Source organism: Streptomyces sp. NPDC098101 (assembly GCF_044760185.1).
Lineage (GTDB): Bacteria > Actinomycetota > Actinomycetes > Streptomycetales > Streptomycetaceae > Streptomyces.
The window spans coordinates 482,143-499,657 of record NZ_JBIWAS010000004.1 but is presented as its reverse complement, the minus strand read 5'-3'; the positions used below and the strand labels follow the sequence as shown (position 1 = coordinate 499,657).

Here is a 17,515-nt window from a genome sequence, read left to right as displayed (position 1 = left end):
CCCCACGCCTGACAGCACGCCTGACAGGCGGCTGTCCCGCACGATGGGAGTGACATGTCTCAGGCTCTTCCTGACGACGCACCGCTGATCCACGACCTCATAGGCATCGGCTTCGGGCCGTCCAACGTGGCCATGGCGATCGCGCTCAGCGAGCACAACGCGAGCGTCGGAAGAGAGGACACGGTCACCGCCCACTTCTTCGAGCGGCAGCCCCGCTTCGGCTGGCACCGCGGAATGCTCATCGACGACGCCACCATGCAGGTCTCCTTCCTCAAGGACCTGGTGACCCTGCGGAACCCGAGCAGCGAGTACACCTTCCTGCGCTACCTGCAGAGCAAGGGGCGGTTGATCGACTTCGTCAACCACAAGAACCTCTTCCCGCTGCGCGTCGAGTTCCACGACTACTTCGAGTGGGCGGCGGCCAAGGTCGACGACATGGTCTCCTACGGCCACGAGGTCGTCTCCGTGGAGCCCGTCGTCCGCGACGGCGTGATCGAGTACCTGGACGTGACGGCCCGCTCCGGCACCGAGACCGTGGTCCACCGGGCCCGCAACCTCGTCGTCGGCACCGGCCTGCGCCCGCTCATGCCCGAGGGCGTCGAGCGCGGCGACCGCGTCTGGCACAACTCCGAGCTGCTCGCCAAGGTCGAGGGCCTCGAAGGCGCCGACCCCGCCCGCTTCGTCGTCGTCGGCGCCGGCCAGAGCGCCGCCGAGAACGTCGCCTACCTCCACCGCCGCTTCCCGGACGCGGAGATCTGCGCCGTCTTCTCGCGCTACGGCTACAGCCCCGCCGACGACAGCAGCTTCGCCAACCGCATCTTCGATCCCTCGGCGGTCGACGAGTACTACACGGCGCCCGACGACATCAAGCGCAAGCTGATGGAGTACCACGGCAACACCAACTACTCCGTGGTGGACATCGACCTCATCGACGACCTCTACCGGCAGGCGTACCAGGAGAAGGTCCTCGGCAACGAGCGGCTGCGCTTCATCAACGTCTCCCGCCTCACCGGCGTCGAGGAGGGCCCGGACGGCGTCCGCGCCACCGTCGCCAACCTCGTCACCGGCGAGGACAGCTTCCTCGACGCCGACGTCGTGGTCTTCGCCACCGGCTACCGGCAGGCCGACGGCCTCGGCCTCCTCGGCGACGTCGCCGACCGCTGCCGCCGCGACGACCTGGGCCGCGTCCGCGTCGAGCGGGACTACCGCGTCGCCACCGACCCCGAACTGCGCTGCGGCATCTACCTCCAGGGCGGCACCGAGCACACCCACGGCATCACGTCGTCGCTGCTCTCCAACACCGCGATCAGGGTCGGCGAGATCCTGGAGTCGATCCTCGAACGGGGACTGGGGGACTCCTCCGACCCGGTCAGCCCGATCGCCGGCGGCATCGGCACGAGCCGCTAGGGCCCGTCCGGCCCCGATCCGCCGGACGGCCCGGGGGCCCGGGGGTCCGCCCACCGGACAGCTTCCCGTCCGCCGGACGGACGCCGGACCGCCGGACGGACCCGGGCCCGCCGGACGGACCGCGCGTCCGCCGGACCGCCGACCAGTCACACCCGTCATACCCGTCATACCCGTCATACCCGTCATACCCGTCACACCGGTCGCACGGACCCCGGGCGGCCCCCTTGGTTCCACCCCCCACACCGCCGCGCACCGCCGGACGCGCCTCGCGCCGGACGCGCGGCAGCACCGTGAAGTCCCCGCGAAAGGAACATACGTGTCCACTGGTACACGCCCCGCTCTGGCGCGGTTCGCCAGAAACGCCCCCCGCGCGGCCGTCGCCGCCGTCGCCGCACTCGCTCTGGCCGCCTGTGGGAGCGGCACGGAGAAGACCGAGGGGGCCAAGCCGTCGGGCGAGCCGAGCGCGAGCACGTCGTCCGCCGGCGCCTTCCCGGTGACCGTCGCGCACAAGTACGGCAGCACGACGATCGACGCCGAGCCCAAGAAGGTCGTCACGCTCGGCCTCTCCGACCAGGACGCGGTGCTCGCCCTGGGCGTCAAGCCGGTGGGCTCGGTGGACTGGTTCAAGGAGAAGCCGTACGGCAAGTGGCCGTGGACCAAGGACAAGTGGGGCTCGACCCCGCCGCAGATCGTCGGCGAGCGCGACGAGTACAACGTCGAGAAGATCGCGGCGCTCAAGCCGGACCTGATCGTCGCCCAGTACTCGGGCATGAAGAAGGAGCAGTACGACACCCTCTCCAAGATCGCCAAGGTCGTCGCCCAGCCCAAGGAGCACCCGGACTACGGCGCCCCCTGGCAGGTCATGACCCGCCAGATCGGCAAGGCCCTCGGCAAGGGCCCCGAGACCGAGAAGCTGATCACCGACGTCGACGCGCGCTTCAAGGCCGTCCGGGACAAGCACCCCGAGTGGGCGGGCAAGACCCTGACCGTGGCCGACAGCTTCGAGGCAGGCAAGTACTCGGCCTTCACCAAGACCGACCCCAAGGCGATCTTCTTCTCCGAGCTCGGCTTCAAGCTGAAGCCCGAGATCGACGCCCTCGCCAAGCCGGGCTGGAACGTCGCCGAGCTCAGCGCCGAGAAGCTGAACGTGCTCGACACCGACCGCCTCGTCTGGGTCACCTCCAGCACCGAGGCCAACGACCGCATCAAGGCCGAGCCGCTCTACAAGAAGCTGAAGGTCAACCAGGAGAAGCGCGACCTGTTCGTGCCCTACCAGGACCCGGACATCGGCGCCGCCTTCTCCTTCAACACGGTCCTCTCCATCCCCTACGCGATCGACGAGATCGAGCCGCTCCTGACGGCCGTCAAGTAACCGCCGTCAGGTAGTCGTCACGTAACCGCCACCACGTAACCGCCGTCGCGCAGTCGCCGTCGCGCGACGGCCGGTACGCGCCCCCCGCCCCGTACGGCCCGCTCGCCGTCCGCCCGCCCGCCCGCCGTCCGTCAGCCGCTCCGCCGGCCGGTCCGGCGGGCGGGCGGGGTGCGCACGGGCCGCGGCGGGCGGCCGTGCCCCGCTCCACCCCACCGACGCACCACCAGGGAAAGGCACCCTCGAACGATGTTTGACGCCGAGTCGGACCGGACGACCGCCGACGGACTCCCCCTCACGGGCGGACAGTCCGGAATCTGGCTGGCCCAGCAGATCGAGCCGGACGGCTCGGCCTACAACATCGCGTTCGTCCTGAGACTCCGCGGAGACGTCGACCCCGACCGCCTCGCGACCGCCGTCCGGCGGGCCGTGGAGGAGGCGGAGAGCCTGCACGTCCGGATCACCGACGCCGGTGGCGCCCCGCGCCAGGTCCCCACCCGCTTCCCCGTCGACGTGACCCGCGTCGACCTGCGGGGCGAGGCCGACCCGGAGGAGGCCGCCCACCGCTGGATGGAGGCCGACCGCGACCGCCCCGCCGACCCGGCCGGCGGCCCGCTCTTCGCCCAGGCCCTCCTGCGGCTCGCCGACGACCGGATCTGGTGGTACCAGCGCTACCACCACCTCCTCGTCGACGGCGCCGGCGTCGCCCTCATCAGCCGCCGCGCCGGCGACCTCCACACCCTCGGCGACGCGGCCCCGGCCCCCGACTGGTCCCTGGCCCGGCTCGTCGCCGCCGACACCGCGTACGCCTCCTCCGCGCAGTACGCCGCCGACCGCGCCCACTGGCGGGAGCGGATGGCCGGCCGGCCCGAACCGGTCCGCCTCGTCCCGCGCGCCACCGCCCCCATGCGCCGCCGCGTCCGCGACACCGCCCTCCTCGACCCCGCGACCGTCGCCGGGCTGCGCGCCCGCGCGGACGGGGCCGGAGCGCCGCTCTCCCGCCTCCTGCTCGCCGCCGTCGCCGTCCACCTGCACCGCGCCACCGGCGAACAGGACCTCGTCCTCGGCCTCCCCGTCACCGCCCGCCGGGACCCCGCGACGCGGGACGTCCCCGGCATGGTCTCCAACATCCTGCCGCTGCGCCTCGCCGTCCGCCCCGACACGACCGTCGCCCGGCTCCTGGACGCCGTCGTCACGGGCGTCTCCGCACTCCTCGCCCACAGCCGCTACCGCGCCGAGGACCTCGCCAGGGACCTCGGCCTCACCGACGGCGTACGGGAACTCGTCGGCCCCACCGTCAACGTCCTGCCCCAGCCCGACGGGGTCCGCTTCGACGGCGCCGAGGCCGAGTTCGTCCCGCACTGGCTCGGCCCGGTCGGCGACCTCGCCCTCACCTTCGGGGACCTCGACGACGCCGACGGCCTCCGGATCCACTTCGACGCGGACGCCGACGTCTGCGACGCGCGCGCCCTCGCCGGGCACCGGCGGCACTTCCTCGCCGTCCTGGAGGCCCTCACCGGCGACCCCGACCGGCCCGTCGGACACGTCGAGCTGACCTCCGGGGAGGAGCGCGCCCGGCTGCTCGGCGAGTTCGGCGTCTCGCCCCGGCCCGCGCCCGAGACCACCTGGCCCGCCGCCTTCGCCGAGCGGGTCCGCCTCGCCCCCGACGCCGTCGCCCTCGTCCACGAGGACGAGGAGCTGACGTACGCCGAGCTGGACGCCGCCGCGAACCGCCTCGCCCGGCTCCTCGCCGCCCGGGGCGCGGGCCCCGAGGACGTCGTCGCCGTCGCCCTGCCCCGCTCCCCGGACCTGGTGGTCGCCCTCCTCGCCGTCATGAAGGCCGGCGCCGCCTACCTGCCCCTGGACGCCGACCACCCCCAGGACCGCATCGCCCACATGCTGGACGACTCCGGCGCGCGCACGGTCGTCACCACCCGCGAGCTGTCCGCCGCCCTGCCCGACGCGCCCGGCGCCGCCCGCGTCCTGCTCGACGACCCGGCCACCGCCGCCGAGCTCGCCGCCCTCGACCCCGCGGACCCCGCCGTCCCCGTGACGCTCGACCACGCCGCGTACGTCATCTACACCTCGGGCTCCACCGGCCGCCCCAAGGGCGTCGTGGTCTCCCACGACGGCGTCGGCAGCCTGATCGCCACCGCCACCGACCGCATCGGCGTCACCGCCGACAGCCGGATCGTGCAGTTCGCCTCGGCCGGCTTCGACGTGACCGTCTGGGACCTCGTCATGTCGCTGTGCGTCGGCGGCCGGGTGATCCTCGTCCCCGCCGAGCGCCGCGTCGCGGGACCGGCCCTCACCGACTACATCGCCCGCCACCGCGCCACCCACATGATCCTGCCGCCCTCCCTCGTCTCCGCGCTGCCGCCGGAGTGCGAACTGCCCGACGGCTCCGTCCTCGTCGTCGGCACGGAGGCCGTGCCCGGCGAACTCATCGCCCGCTGGGCCGGACGCGTCCGGGTCGTCGTCGCCTACGGCCTCACCGAGGCCACCGTCAACTCCACCCTCTGGCTTGCCGACGCCGACCGGCCGGGCCCCGCGCCCATCGGCCGACCCGACCCCAACACCCGCGCCTACGTCCTCGACTCGGCCCTGCGCCCCGCCCCCGTCGGTGCCGAGGGCGAGCTGTACGTCGGCGGGCGCGGCCTCGCCCGCGGCTACCTGGGACGCCCGGGGCTCACCTCGGAGCGCTTCGTCGCCGACCCGTACGCCGACGAGCCCGGCGCCCGCATGTACCGCACCGGCGACCGGGTCCGCTGGAGCGCCGACGGCAACCTCGAATTCCTCGGCCGCGCCGACGGCCAGATCAAGATCCGCGGCCACCGCGTCGAACCCGGCGAGGTCGAGAGCGCCTTCATGGCCTGCCCCGGCATCGCCCAGGCCGCCGTCCTCGTCCGCGACGACCACCGGGGCGTCAAGCGCCTCGTCGGCTACCTCGTGACCGGGACGGGACCGGATGCCGAAGCGGCCGACGCCGCCGTCGCCGCGGCCCGCGCCCGGATCGCGGAGACCCTCCCGGCCCCCATGGTCCCCTCCGCCCTCGTCCGCCTCGACGGACCCCTGCCGCTCACCCCGAACGGCAAGCTCGACCGCCGCGCCCTGCCCGAGCCCCGGTGGACCGCGATGGCCGGCGACGACGCGCCCACCACCCCCGCCGAGACCGCGCTCGCCGCGCTCTTCGCCGAGGTCCTCGGCCTGCCGTCGGCCGGGATCCACGACAGCTTCTTCGAGCTGGGCGGCGACAGCATCGTCGCGATCCAGCTGGTCAACCGCGCCCGCGCCGCCGGTCTCGCGCTCACCCCGCGCGACGTCTTCCGGCTCCGCACGGTCGCCGCGCTCGCCGCCCACGCGGCCCCGGTCGCCCCCGGACCCGCGCCGCTCCCGCCCGTCGCCCTCGACGAGGACGCCCTGCCCGTCTCCCCGCTCCAGGAGGGCTTCTTCTTCCACGCGGTGTACGACGAGGACGCCGACGACCTGTACGTGGTCCAGGAGCTCCTCGACCTCGCGGAGCCCGTCGACCCCGGCCGGCTGCGCGACGCCCTCCAGCTGCTCCTCGACCGCCACCCGCTGCTGCGCGCCTCCTTCCGGCAGCTGCCCGGCGGCGAGGTCGTCCAGCGGCTCGCGGACCGCGCGACCCTCCCGTGGCACGAGGCCGACACCGCCCGCACCGACCTGGACGAGATCCTGCGGCAGGACCGCGCCCGGGGCTTCGACCCGGCCGAACCGCCGCTGCTGCGCGCCACCCTGGTCCGCGACGGCCACCGCCACCGGCTCCTGCTCACCCTCCACCACATCGTCGCCGACGGCTGGTCCGTCACCGTCCTGCTGCGCGAGCTGACCGCCGCGTACGCGGGGGAGACCCTGCCCGAGCCCGCCGACCCGCGCCCCTACCTGGCCTGGCTGGCCACGCGCGACCGCGACGCCGCCCGGGACGCCTGGCGCGAGGCGCTGGCCGGTCTGGAGGAACCGACCCGGCTGCCCGCCCCCGCCGGGGACGGCGCGGACGCCCCCCGCACCCGGACCGAGCGCGTCGACGTGCGCCTGCCCGAGGCCCTCACCGCCGAACTGACCGCCCGCGCCCGGCGCGAGGGCCTCACCCCGAGCACCGTCCTCAACGGCGCCTGGGCCCTCCTCCTCGGCGGCCTGACCGGCGCCCGGGACGTCGTCTTCGGCAGCACCGTCTCCGGCCGCACCACCGAGGTCGAGGGCCTGGACGCGGCCGTCGGCCTCTTCATCAACACCGTCCCCGTCCGCGTCCTCCTGCGCCCCGACGAACCCCTCGCGGAGCTGCTGCGGCGCGTCCAGGACGAGCACGCGGCGCTCCTCGACCACCAGCACCTCGGCCTCGCCGACATCCAGCGGCTCGCGGGCGGCGGCGAACTCTTCGACACCCTCGTGGTCTTCGAGAACCACCCGGCGGGACCGCCCGCCGCCACCCCCCTGGTCACCGGCACCGAGGTGCTCGACGCCGTCCACTACCCGCTCGCGCTCGTCGCCGAGCCCCGCGGACACCTGTCGCTCCGCTTCACCCACGACCCGGCCCGCCTCGACCGGCTGACCGTCGCCGTCCTCGCGCACCGCTTCGAGACGCTGCTGCGCACCTTCGTCACCGACCCCGGCCGCCCGGTCGCCCGGATCGGCCTCCTCTCCGACCGCGAGGCGGAGCGCCTCGCCGCGCTCAACGCCACCGACCACCCGCTGCCCGAGCCGGACGCCACCCTCGCCTCGCTCTTCGCCGCGCGGGCCGCCCGGACCCCCGACGCGCCCGCCGTCGTGTACGGGGACACCACCCTCACGTACGCGGAACTCGACCGGCGCGCCGAGGCCCTCGCCCGGCGGCTGCGGGCCCGGGGCGCGGGCCCCGAGGAGTTCGTCGCCGTCGCGGTGCCCCGCTCGGCGGAGCTGATGGTCGCCCTCCTCGGCGTCCACAAGGCGGGCGCCGCCTATCTGCCCGTCGACCTCGACTACCCCGCCGACCGGGTCGCGTTCATGCTCGCCGACTCCGGCGCGCGCACAGTCGTCACCACCGCCGAAGCCGCCGGCCGGCTCCCCGCCGCCCCCGGCCTCGACGCCGTCCTCGTGGACCGCGAGGAGGAGGCCCCCGACGCGCCCCGCCCCGACGCGCCCCGCCCGGACACGCCCAGCCCCGAAGCGCCCCGCACGGAGGCGGGCCCCGACCACCCCGCGTACCTCATCTACACCTCCGGCTCCACCGGCCGTCCCAAGGGCGTCGCCGTCACCCACCGGGCGATCGTCAACCGCCTCGCCTGGATGCAGGGGGAGTACGGGCTCACCGCCGACGACCGGGTCCTCCAGAAGACCCCGGCGAGCTTCGACGTGTCCGTGTGGGAGTTCTTCTGGGCCCTGACCGAGGGCGCCGCCGTCGTCCTCGCCCGCCCCGACGGCCACCGCGACCCCGGCTATCTGGCCGACCTGATCCGCGCCGAGCGGATCACCACCCTGCACTTCGTCCCCTCGATGCTGGCCGCCTTCGTCCAGGCCCTGGAGGCCGCGCCCGGCGCACCCGACTGGGCCGCGCCCCTGCGCAGGGCCTTCTGCAGCGGCGAGGCCCTCACCGGCCCCGACGCCCGCCGCTGGACGGAGCTGACGACCCGGCCCGGCCGGGGACCCGTACCGCTGCACAACCTGTACGGCCCCACCGAGGCCGCCGTCGACGTCACGCACTTCCCCTACGAGGGCGCCGACGAGCCCGCCGTCCCGATCGGCCGGCCCGTCTGGAACACCCGCCTGCACGTCCTCGACTCCTTCCTGCGGCCCGTCCCGGACGGCGTGCCCGGCGAGCTGTACCTCGCCGGGGTCCAGCTGGCGCGCGGCTACCACGGCCGGCACGCCCTGACCGCCGAGCGGTTCGTCGCCGACCCCTTCGGGGCGCCCGGCAGCCGCATGTACCGCACCGGCGACCTCGTCCGCCGCCGGGCCGACGGCGCCGTCGAGTACCTCGGCCGTACCGACCGGCAGGTCAAGATCCGGGGCAACCGCGTCGAACTCGGCGAGATCGAGACCGCCCTCGCCGGACTCCCGGGCGTGGGCCGCGCCGCCGTGGTCGTCCGCGACGGCGCCCTCGTCGGCTACGCGGTGCCCGCCCCCGGCGCGCCCGCGCCGGACTCCGGAGCCCTGCGCGACGCGCTCGCCGGCCTCCTGCCCGCCCCTCTGGTGCCGGGCGCCGTCGTCGTCCTCGACGCCCTGCCCCTGACGCCCAGCGGCAAGCTCGACCAGAACGCCCTGCCCTCGCCGTCCCCCGCCCCCCGGGCGGGCGGACGCGCGCCCCGCGACGCCCGCGAACGCGCCCTGTGCGAGGTCTTCACCGCCGTCCTCGGCATCCCGGACATCGGCGCCGACGACGACTTCTTCGTCCTCGGCGGCGACAGCCTCACCTCGATCGCCGTTGCGACCGGGGCCCGCGAGAGGGGACTGACGATCAGCCCGCGCGACGTGTTCCGGCACCGCACGCCCGCCGCCCTCGCGGCGGCGGCACCGGCCGGACCCGAGCCCGTGGAAGCCCCCGAGGCCCCGGCCGTGACCGTCTCCGCCACCGACGCCGGACAGGCCGCCGCCGCGCTCCGGGCCGTCCTCGCCCGGCAGAACCAGGTCGACCCCGCCCTCAAGGCCCTCCTCGACCAGCTCACCGCCGCCGCGACCCCCCAGGAGCCGCAGGCCCCGGCCGCCCCGCTCGGCGGCCTGGAGCTGACCGAGGAGGAGACCGCCCGCGTCGCCGACATCGCGGCGGGGCTGACCGTCACCGACGTCTGGCCGCTCTCCCCGCTCCAGGAGGGCATGTACTTCCACGCCACCTACGACGCCGGGGACGCCCTCGACGTCTACCTGTCCCAGGAGACCCTGGACCTCGACCACCGCCTCGACGCCGACCGGCTGCGCGCCGCCTGCCGCGCGCTCCTCGACCGCAACGAGGGCCTGCGCGCCGGATTCACCGGCGACGGCCTGTCCCGGCCCGTCCAGTTCGTCGTCGACGGCGCCGAGATCCCGCTCACCGAGACCGACCTGTCCGGACTGCCCGCCGACGAGCGCCACGCGCGCGTGGAGGAACTCCTCGCCGCCGACCGGCGGCAGCGCTTCGACCTGTCCGCCCCGCCGCTCTGCCGCCTCCGCCTGATCCGCCTCCCCGAAGGCCGCGACCGGCTCGTCGTCACCCACCACCTCATCCTGTGGGACGGCTGGTCCGCCTGGCTCTTCCTGGAGGAGCTGTTCACCCTGTACGAGAACGGCGGCGACCCCGCCGGCCGGCCCGCCCCCGGCTCGTACCGCGACTACCTCGCCTGGCTCGACGGCCAGGACACCGCCGAGGCCGTCGACGCCTGGCGCGGCGCGCTCGCCGGCTTCGACGAGCCGACCCTGGTCGCCCCGACCGGCCGCGACGCGGGCCCGGTCATCCCGGCCGACTTCGACGCGGTCCTGACGGCGGGGACGAGCGACCGGCTGCGCGCCGCCGCCCGCCGCCACGGCCTCACCCTGAACACGGTCCTCAACGCCGCCTGGGGCCTGGTCCTCTCCGCCGCCACCGGCCGCCGCGACGTCGCCTTCGGCACGGCGGTCGCCGGACGCCCGGCGGACCTGCCGAACGCCGCCGGCATCATCGGCATGTTCCTCAACACCGTCCCGGCCCGGACCGCGTTCGCCCCCGACGAGCCGCTGCTCGACCTGCTGCGCCGCCTCCAGACCGAGCGGGCCGCCGTCATGCCGTACGAGCACGTCGGCCTCGGCACCCTCCAGCGGGAGACCGGCCACCGCCGCCTCTTCGACACCCTCTTCGTGCTCCGCTCCGCCGACGGCGAGGACCGGGCCGCCGCGCTCCGGCAGCGGCACGGCATCACCGGCGTCTCCAACGTCGACGGCACCCACTTCCCGCTGACCCTGATCGTCACCCCCGAGACCCGGCTGCGGGTCACCCTGGCGGCCCGCCCCGACCTGTTCGACGCCGAGGCGGCGACCACCGTCCTCGGCCGGTTCACGGCCGTCCTGGAACGGCTCGCGGACCTCCTCGCCGGACCGGACGCCGCCACCGTCCGCACCGCCGCCCTCGACCTGCTGCTCCCCGCCGAGCGCGCCGCCCTGACCGCCGGGCACGCCGCCGGACGCGAGCCCGTGCCCCACGAGACCGTCGCCGACATGCTCGCGGCCCAGGCCGCCCGCACCCCCGACGACACCGCCCTGGTCTTCGGCGAGCGGTCCCTCACCTACGCGGAACTCGACGCGCGCGTCAACCGGACGGCCCGGCTGCTGCTCGCCGCCGGCGCCGGCCCGGAGCGCACGGTGGCCCTGGCGCTGCCCCGCTCCCTCGACATGGTCGTCGCCCTCTTCGCCGTCCTGCGCACCGGCGCCGCCTACCTGCCGCTCGACCTGGACCACCCGGCCGACCGGCTGCGCCTGATGGTCGAGGACACCGGGCCGCTGTGCCTGCTCACCACCCTCGCCGTGGCCCCGACGCTGCGCGGCGAGACGGGCCCGCTCGCCCCCGAGATCGCCTTGGACGACCCGGACGTCGCCTTCGAGCTGAGCGCCCTGTCCGGCGCCGGGATCACCGACGCCGAACGCCCCGCCTTCGCGCGCGGGACCCCCGGCCGCCTGGAGCACCCGGCGTACGTCATCTACACCTCCGGCTCCACCGGCCGCCCCAAGGGCGTCGTCACCCCCTACCGGGGCCTGACGAACATGCAGCTCAACCACCAGGAGGAGATCTTCGCCCCGGCCATCGCCTCGGCCGGCGGACGGCGCCTGCGCATCGCGCACACCGTCTCCTTCGCCTTCGACATGTCCTGGGAGGAACTGCTCTGGCTCGTCGAGGGCCACGAGGTCCACGTCTGCGACGAGGAGCTGCGCCGCGACGCCGAGGCCCTGGTCGCCTACTGCGACCGGCACCGGGTCGACGTCGTCAACGTCACCCCCACCTACGCCCAGCTCCTCGTCGAGGAGGGCCTCCTCGACCACGACGAGGCGGCCGGGAAGCACCGGCCCGCCCTGGTCCTGCTCGGCGGCGAGGCCGTCTCCGACACGGTCTGGAACCGGCTGCGGGACACCGACGGCTGCTACGGCTACAACCTGTACGGGCCGACCGAGTACACCATCAACACCCTCGGTGCCTCCACGGCCGACAGCGCGACCCCCACGGTCGGCCGGCCCATCCGCAACACCCGCGCCCACGTCCTCGACTCCATGCTGCGCCCGGTCCCGCCGGGCTGCCCCGGCGAGCTGTACATCGCGGGCACCGGCCTGGCCCGCGGCTACCACGACCGCCCCGCCCTCACCTCCGAACGCTTCGTCGCCGACCCCTTCGGAGAGCCCGGCGAACGGATGTACCGCACCGGCGACCTCGTGCGCCGGCGGCCCGACGGACTCCTCGACTTCCTCGGCCGCACCGACGACCAGGTCAAGATCCGCGGCTACCGCGTCGAACTCGGCGAGATCGCCACGGCCCTGTCCGCGCACCCCGGCGTCGCCCACGCGGCGGTCGTCGTGAACACCGGCACCGGCACCAAGCGCCTGGTCGGCTACTACGTGCCCGAGCGGGACGCCCCCGACCCCCAGGAACTCCGCGCCCACCTCAAGGCCGCCCTGCCCGACTACATGGTCCCGGCCGCGCTCGTCGCCGTGGACACCCTGCCGCTGACCGTCAACGGCAAGCTCGACGTCCGCGCCCTGCCCGCCCCCGACCCCGCCCGCTCCGGAGGAACCGGCCGCGCCCCGCGCACCCCGCGCGAGGAGACCCTCCGGAACCTCTTCGCCGACGCCCTCGGACTCCCCGGGGACGCCGTCGGCATCGACGACGACTTCTTCGACCTCGGCGGCCACTCGCTCCTCGCCACCCGCCTGGTCAGCCGCGCCCGCACGGCGCTCGCCGCCGAACTCGCCATCCGCGACCTGTTCGAGGCCCCCACGGTCGCCGAACTGATCGAACGCGTCGACCGCGCCACGGGCCCCGCCCGCCCCGCCCTCACCGCGGGCGAGCGCCCCGACGAACTGCCGCTCTCCCACGCGCAGCAGCGCCTCTGGGTCGTCCAGCGGATCGACTCCGCCTCCGCCGCCTACAACTTCCCGCTGGTCCTGCGGCTGCGCGGCCCCCTCGACACCGACGCCTGGGAGACCGCCCTGGCCGACGTCACCGCCCGGCACGAGGCCCTGCGCACCGTGTTCGCGGAGCGCGACGGCCGGGTGTTCCAGCGGGTGCTGCCCGCCGGGGAGGCGCGGCCCGCCGTCGAGCGGCTCACCGCCACCGAGGACGAGCTGCCCGGCCTGGTCGACGCGGCCGTCAACCGGCCCTTCGACCTCGCCGCCGAACTCCCGCTGCGCGCCGCGGTCGTGGAGCTCGGCCCCGAGGACCACGCCGCGATCCTGCTGCTCCACCACATCACCACCGACGAGTGGTCCGACCGCCCCTTCCTCCGCGACCTCGCCGCCGCCTACGCGGCCAGGACCGCCGGCACGGTGCCGGAGTGGGAGCCGCTGCCCGTCCAGTACGCCGACTACGCCCTGTGGCAGCAGCGCCTCCTCGGCGACCCCGCCGACCCGGACAGCAGGGCCGCCCGGCAGCTGGAGCACTGGCGCACGGTCCTGGACGGCGCCCCCGAGGAGCTGGAGCTGCCCACGGACCGGCCGCGCCCGGCCCGCCCCGCGTTCACCGGCGCCGAACTCGACGTCGTCTTCGACCCCGACGTCCACGAGGGCCTCAAGCGGCTCGCCCGGGAGACCGGCGCCAGCATGTTCATGGTGGCGCACGCCGCCGTGGCCGTCCTCCTCCACCGCCTGGGCGCCGGCACCGACATCCCCCTCGGCGCGCCCATCGCGGGCCGGAGCGACGAAGCCCTCGACGACCTCGTCGGCTTCTTCGTCAACACCCTGGTCCTCCGCACCGACCTGAGCGGCGACCCGAGCTTCACCGAACTCCTCGCCCGGGTCAGGGAGACCGACCTCGCCGCGTTCTCCCACGCGGACGTGCCCTTCGAAGCGGTGGTGGAGAAGCTCAACCCGACCCGGTCCCTCGCCCGCAACCCGCTCTTCCAGGTGATGGTCGGCCACCACGCCCGCACCGGCGACGCCCTCGCCCTGCCCGGCCTGACCGCCGCGTACCTCCCCTTCCGCATCCGCTCGGCCAAGTTCGACCTGGTCTTCTCCTTCACCGAGCACACCCCGGCCGACGGCGGCCCTGGCTCCCTCGGCTGCCGCCTGGAGTTCGCCACGGAACTCTTCGACCGGGAGACCGCCGAGCGGATCGGCGAACGCCTCCGCACCCTCGTCGCCGCCCTGGTCGCCGCACCCGAACGGCCCGTCTCCCGCGCCGAGATCCTCGACGGCGCCGAACGGCACCTGGTCCTGGAGGAGTTCAACGCCACGGCCCGCACGGTCGACGAGGAGACCTTCCCGGCCCTCTTCGCCCGGCGGCTGGCCGAGCGCCCCGACGCGGTCGCCGTCGTGGAGCGCTCCCGCTCCGTGACGTACGCCGAACTCGACGCCCGCGCCGACCGCGTCGCCGCCCTCCTGGCCGCCCGGGGCACCGGACCCGAGAGCGTCGTCGGCGTGGCCGTGCCCCGCTCGGTCGACACGGTCGCCACGGTCCTCGCCGCGATGAAGCTGGGCGCCGCGTTCCTGCCGCTCGACCCGGTCCACCCGGCCGACCGCCTCGCGTACATGATCGAGGACTCGCGCGCGGCCCTCGTGGTCGCCACCGAGCAGATCGCGGGCAAGATCCCCGACGTGCCGGGCGTTCCCATGGTGCTGCTCGACGCGCCGGAGACCGCCGCAGCCCTGCGCGACCTGCCGGACACCCGCCCCGGGAGCGGACCGGCCGTCCTGGACACGGCCGCGTACGTCATCTACACCTCCGGCTCCACCGGCCGCCCCAAGGGCGTCGTCGTCCCCCACGAGGGAATCTCCAGCCTGGTCGCCACCGCCGTCGACCGGATGGGCCTGGAACGCGACAGCCGCGTCCTGCAGTTCGCCTCCGTCGGCTTCGACGTCTTCGTCTTCGAGCTGGCCATGGCGCTCTGCCACGGCGGCCGGCTCGTCCTGATCACCGACGAGGCCCGGGTCGCGGGCCCCGCCCTCACCGACTTCCTCGCCGACCAGCGGATCACCCACATGATCCTGCCGCCGTCCCTCGTCTCCGCCCTGCCGCCCGGCTGCGCCCTGCCCGAGGGGTCGACCGTCCTCGTCGGCACCGAGACCGTGCCGCCGGACCTCTTCGAGCGCTTCGGCACCACCGCCCACCTGATCTGCGCGTACGGGCTGACCGAGGCGACCGTCAACTCCACCCTGTGGCCCGCCCGCGAGCACCCGGGCCGCCCGTCCGGCCGGATCCCCATCGGCCGGCCCGACCCCAACACCCGCTGCTACGTCCTCGACGAGCGCCTCAGGCCGGTCCCGCCGGGCGTCGCGGGCGAGCTGTACGTCTCCGGACGCGGCCTCGCGCGCGGCTACCTCGGCAAGCCCGGACTCACCTCGGAGCGCTTCGTGGCCGACCCGTACGGCCCGCCCGGCTCCCGCATGTACCGCACCGGCGACCGCGCCCGCTGGCGCGCCGACGGCAACGTCGACTTCCTCGGCCGCGTCGACACCCAGGTGAAGGTGCGCGGCTTCCGCATCGAGCTCGGCGAGATCGAGGCGGCGCTCGCCTCCCACCCGTCGGTGGCCCAGGCCGCCGTGGTGCCCGACCGCGACGGCGACATCGTGCGCCTGGTCGGCTACGCCGTCTCGGAGGCGGGGGAGGGGGAGCCCGACCCGGGGGAGCTGCGCGCCCACGTGGCCGGCGTCCTGCCGGAGTACATGGTCCCGGCGCTCGTCGTCCCGCTCGGCGGACCGCTGCCCCTCACACCCAACGGCAAGCTCGACCGGAAGGCGCTGCCCGCGCCGGACTGGGCCGCCATGACCGGCGACGCCCGCCCGGCGAACGAGACCCAGGAGAGGCTCGCCGGACTCTTCCGCGAGATCCTCCGCCTCGACCGGGTCGGCGTCCACGACAACTTCTTCGCGCTCGGCGGCCACTCCATGGCCTCGATGCGGCTCCTGGGCCGCGTCCGCGCCGAGTTCGGGGTCGAGCTGAGCATCCGCGACGTCTTCGACGCCCTCACGGTCGCCGGCCTGGAGGCCAAGCTGAAGGGGGCCGCCGCGGCCCGCCCGGCGCTCCTGCCCGCCGGGGACCCCGAGGGGCCCCGGCTCGCCGCGCCCGTCCAGCGCCTCCAGTGGGACGCGCACCGCCGCACCCCCGCCTTCGACCACGCCCTCGTGCTCCGCTCGCCCGGCGGCCTGGACGCGGAGGCCCTGGCGGCCGCGCTCGCCGACGTGGCGGCCCGCCACGAGCCGCTGCGCACCGCCTTCGCCGAACGCGACGGCGTCCTGCACCTCGTCGACGCCGCACCGCCCGTGCTGGTGCGGGAGGAGAGCGCGGACCCGGAGGCCCGGCTGCGCGAACTGGCCGGGGGAGCACCCGCGCCGGACCGCGAGGCCCCGCTGCGGGCCCACCTCCTGACCGCCCCCGACGGACGGCAGTCACTGCTCCTGGCCCTCCACTACCTGGCCGTCGACGAATGGTCGGTCGTTCCCCTCTTCCGCGACCTGACGTCCGCGTACACGGCCCGTACGGAGGGCCGGGCACCCGACTGGGAGCCGCTGCCCGTCTCGTACGCCGACTACGCCCGCTGGGCCCGCGAGGTCCTCGGCGACCCGGACGACCCGGACAGCAGGGCGGCCGGCCAGCTCGCGTACTGGCGGCAGGTCCTGAAGGACGCGCCGGCCGCCCTGGCCCTCCCGGCCGACGCCCCGCACACGTCCGTGCCCGGCGCGGGCCACGTCGGCTTCGTCCTGGACGAGGAGCTGCACGCGTCCGTCGACGCGCTGGCCCGGACGACCGGCACCAGCATGTTCATGGTCCTGCACTCCGCCCTGGCCGCCCTGCTCACCGCCCACGGCGCGGGCACGGACCTGCCGCTCGGCACGATGGCCGCGGGGCGCGGCGACGACCGGCTCGCGGACCTCGTGGGCTGCTTCTTCAACACGCTCGTCCTGCGCACCGACACGGCCGGGGACCCCACCTTCGCCGAACTGCTCTCCCGGGTCCGGGAGACCACCCTGAGCGCCCTCGACCGCCAGGAGGTCCCCTTCGAGGAGGTGGCCCGGGCGGCCGGGCTGCCCCCGGAGGGCCCGCAGGTCATGGTGATCCACCACGAACAGGCGGACCTGGACCGCCTGGAGGGCGGGGTCGGCTCCCTCGACGCCGTGCCGACCGGTTCGACCCGGGCCCGGCTGACCCTCAGCTTCTACGAGCCGCTGGGCGACGGCCCGGTCCACTGCGGCCTCATCCACGCCACCGACCTGTTCGGCGCCGCCAAGGCGCGGCGGCTCGCCGGCGAACTCCAGGGGCTGCTGCGCGCCGTGGTCGCCGACCCGGAGCAGCCGCTCTCGGAGCTGTTCACCGCCATGTCCACGAGGAGCGACGACGCATGACCACCCACCCGTTCGAGGACCCGCGGGGCCGTTTCCTGGTCCTGGCCGACGCGGAGGGCCGGCACTCGCTGTGGCCGTCCTTCGCGTCGGCGCCGGCCGGCTGGCGCACCGTCTTCGGAGAGGACACCAGGGAGGCCTGCGTCACGTACGTGGAGAACCACCGGACCGCCCCGCGCCCGGCGGGCCCGGCGGCCGGGCGCGGCTGAGCCCGCGCACGACAAGGGGAAGGGCCCCTCCCGACCGGGAGGGGCCCTTCCT

General features: G+C 75.3%; 4 protein-coding genes. All 4 read left to right on the top strand.

Annotation, left to right across the window (positions count from 1 at the left end; genetic code table 11):
- Positions 1-54 precede the first annotated feature (54 nt).
- The 4 genes from ACIQVI_RS20730 to ACIQVI_RS20715 all read left to right on the top strand — a co-directional run bounded on the left by ACIQVI_RS20730 (position 55) and on the right by ACIQVI_RS20715 (position 17,463).
- Complete coding sequence (locus ACIQVI_RS20730; RefSeq protein WP_351972826.1) at positions 55-1,407, top strand: lysine N(6)-hydroxylase/L-ornithine N(5)-oxygenase family protein; 1,353 nt, start codon at positions 55-57, stop codon at positions 1,405-1,407.
- A 316-nt stretch (positions 1,408-1,723) separates the two neighbouring features.
- Positions 1,724-2,779: an iron-siderophore ABC transporter substrate-binding protein gene (locus ACIQVI_RS20725; RefSeq protein ID WP_351972825.1), complete on the top strand. Its 1,056-nt coding sequence runs from the start codon at positions 1,724-1,726 to the stop codon at positions 2,777-2,779.
- Positions 2,780-3,025: 246 nt separating this feature from the next.
- Positions 3,026-17,257 (top strand): amino acid adenylation domain-containing protein, encoded by a 14,232-nt coding sequence (locus ACIQVI_RS20720; RefSeq protein ID WP_403597813.1) that lies wholly within the window; start codon positions 3,026-3,028, stop codon positions 17,255-17,257.
- Complete coding sequence (locus ACIQVI_RS20715) at positions 17,254-17,463, top strand: MbtH family protein (RefSeq protein ID WP_351973136.1); 210 nt, start codon at positions 17,254-17,256, stop codon at positions 17,461-17,463. The genes ACIQVI_RS20720 and ACIQVI_RS20715 overlap by 4 nt, the downstream gene beginning before the upstream one ends.
- The last annotated feature ends 52 nt before the right edge of the window (positions 17,464-17,515 follow it).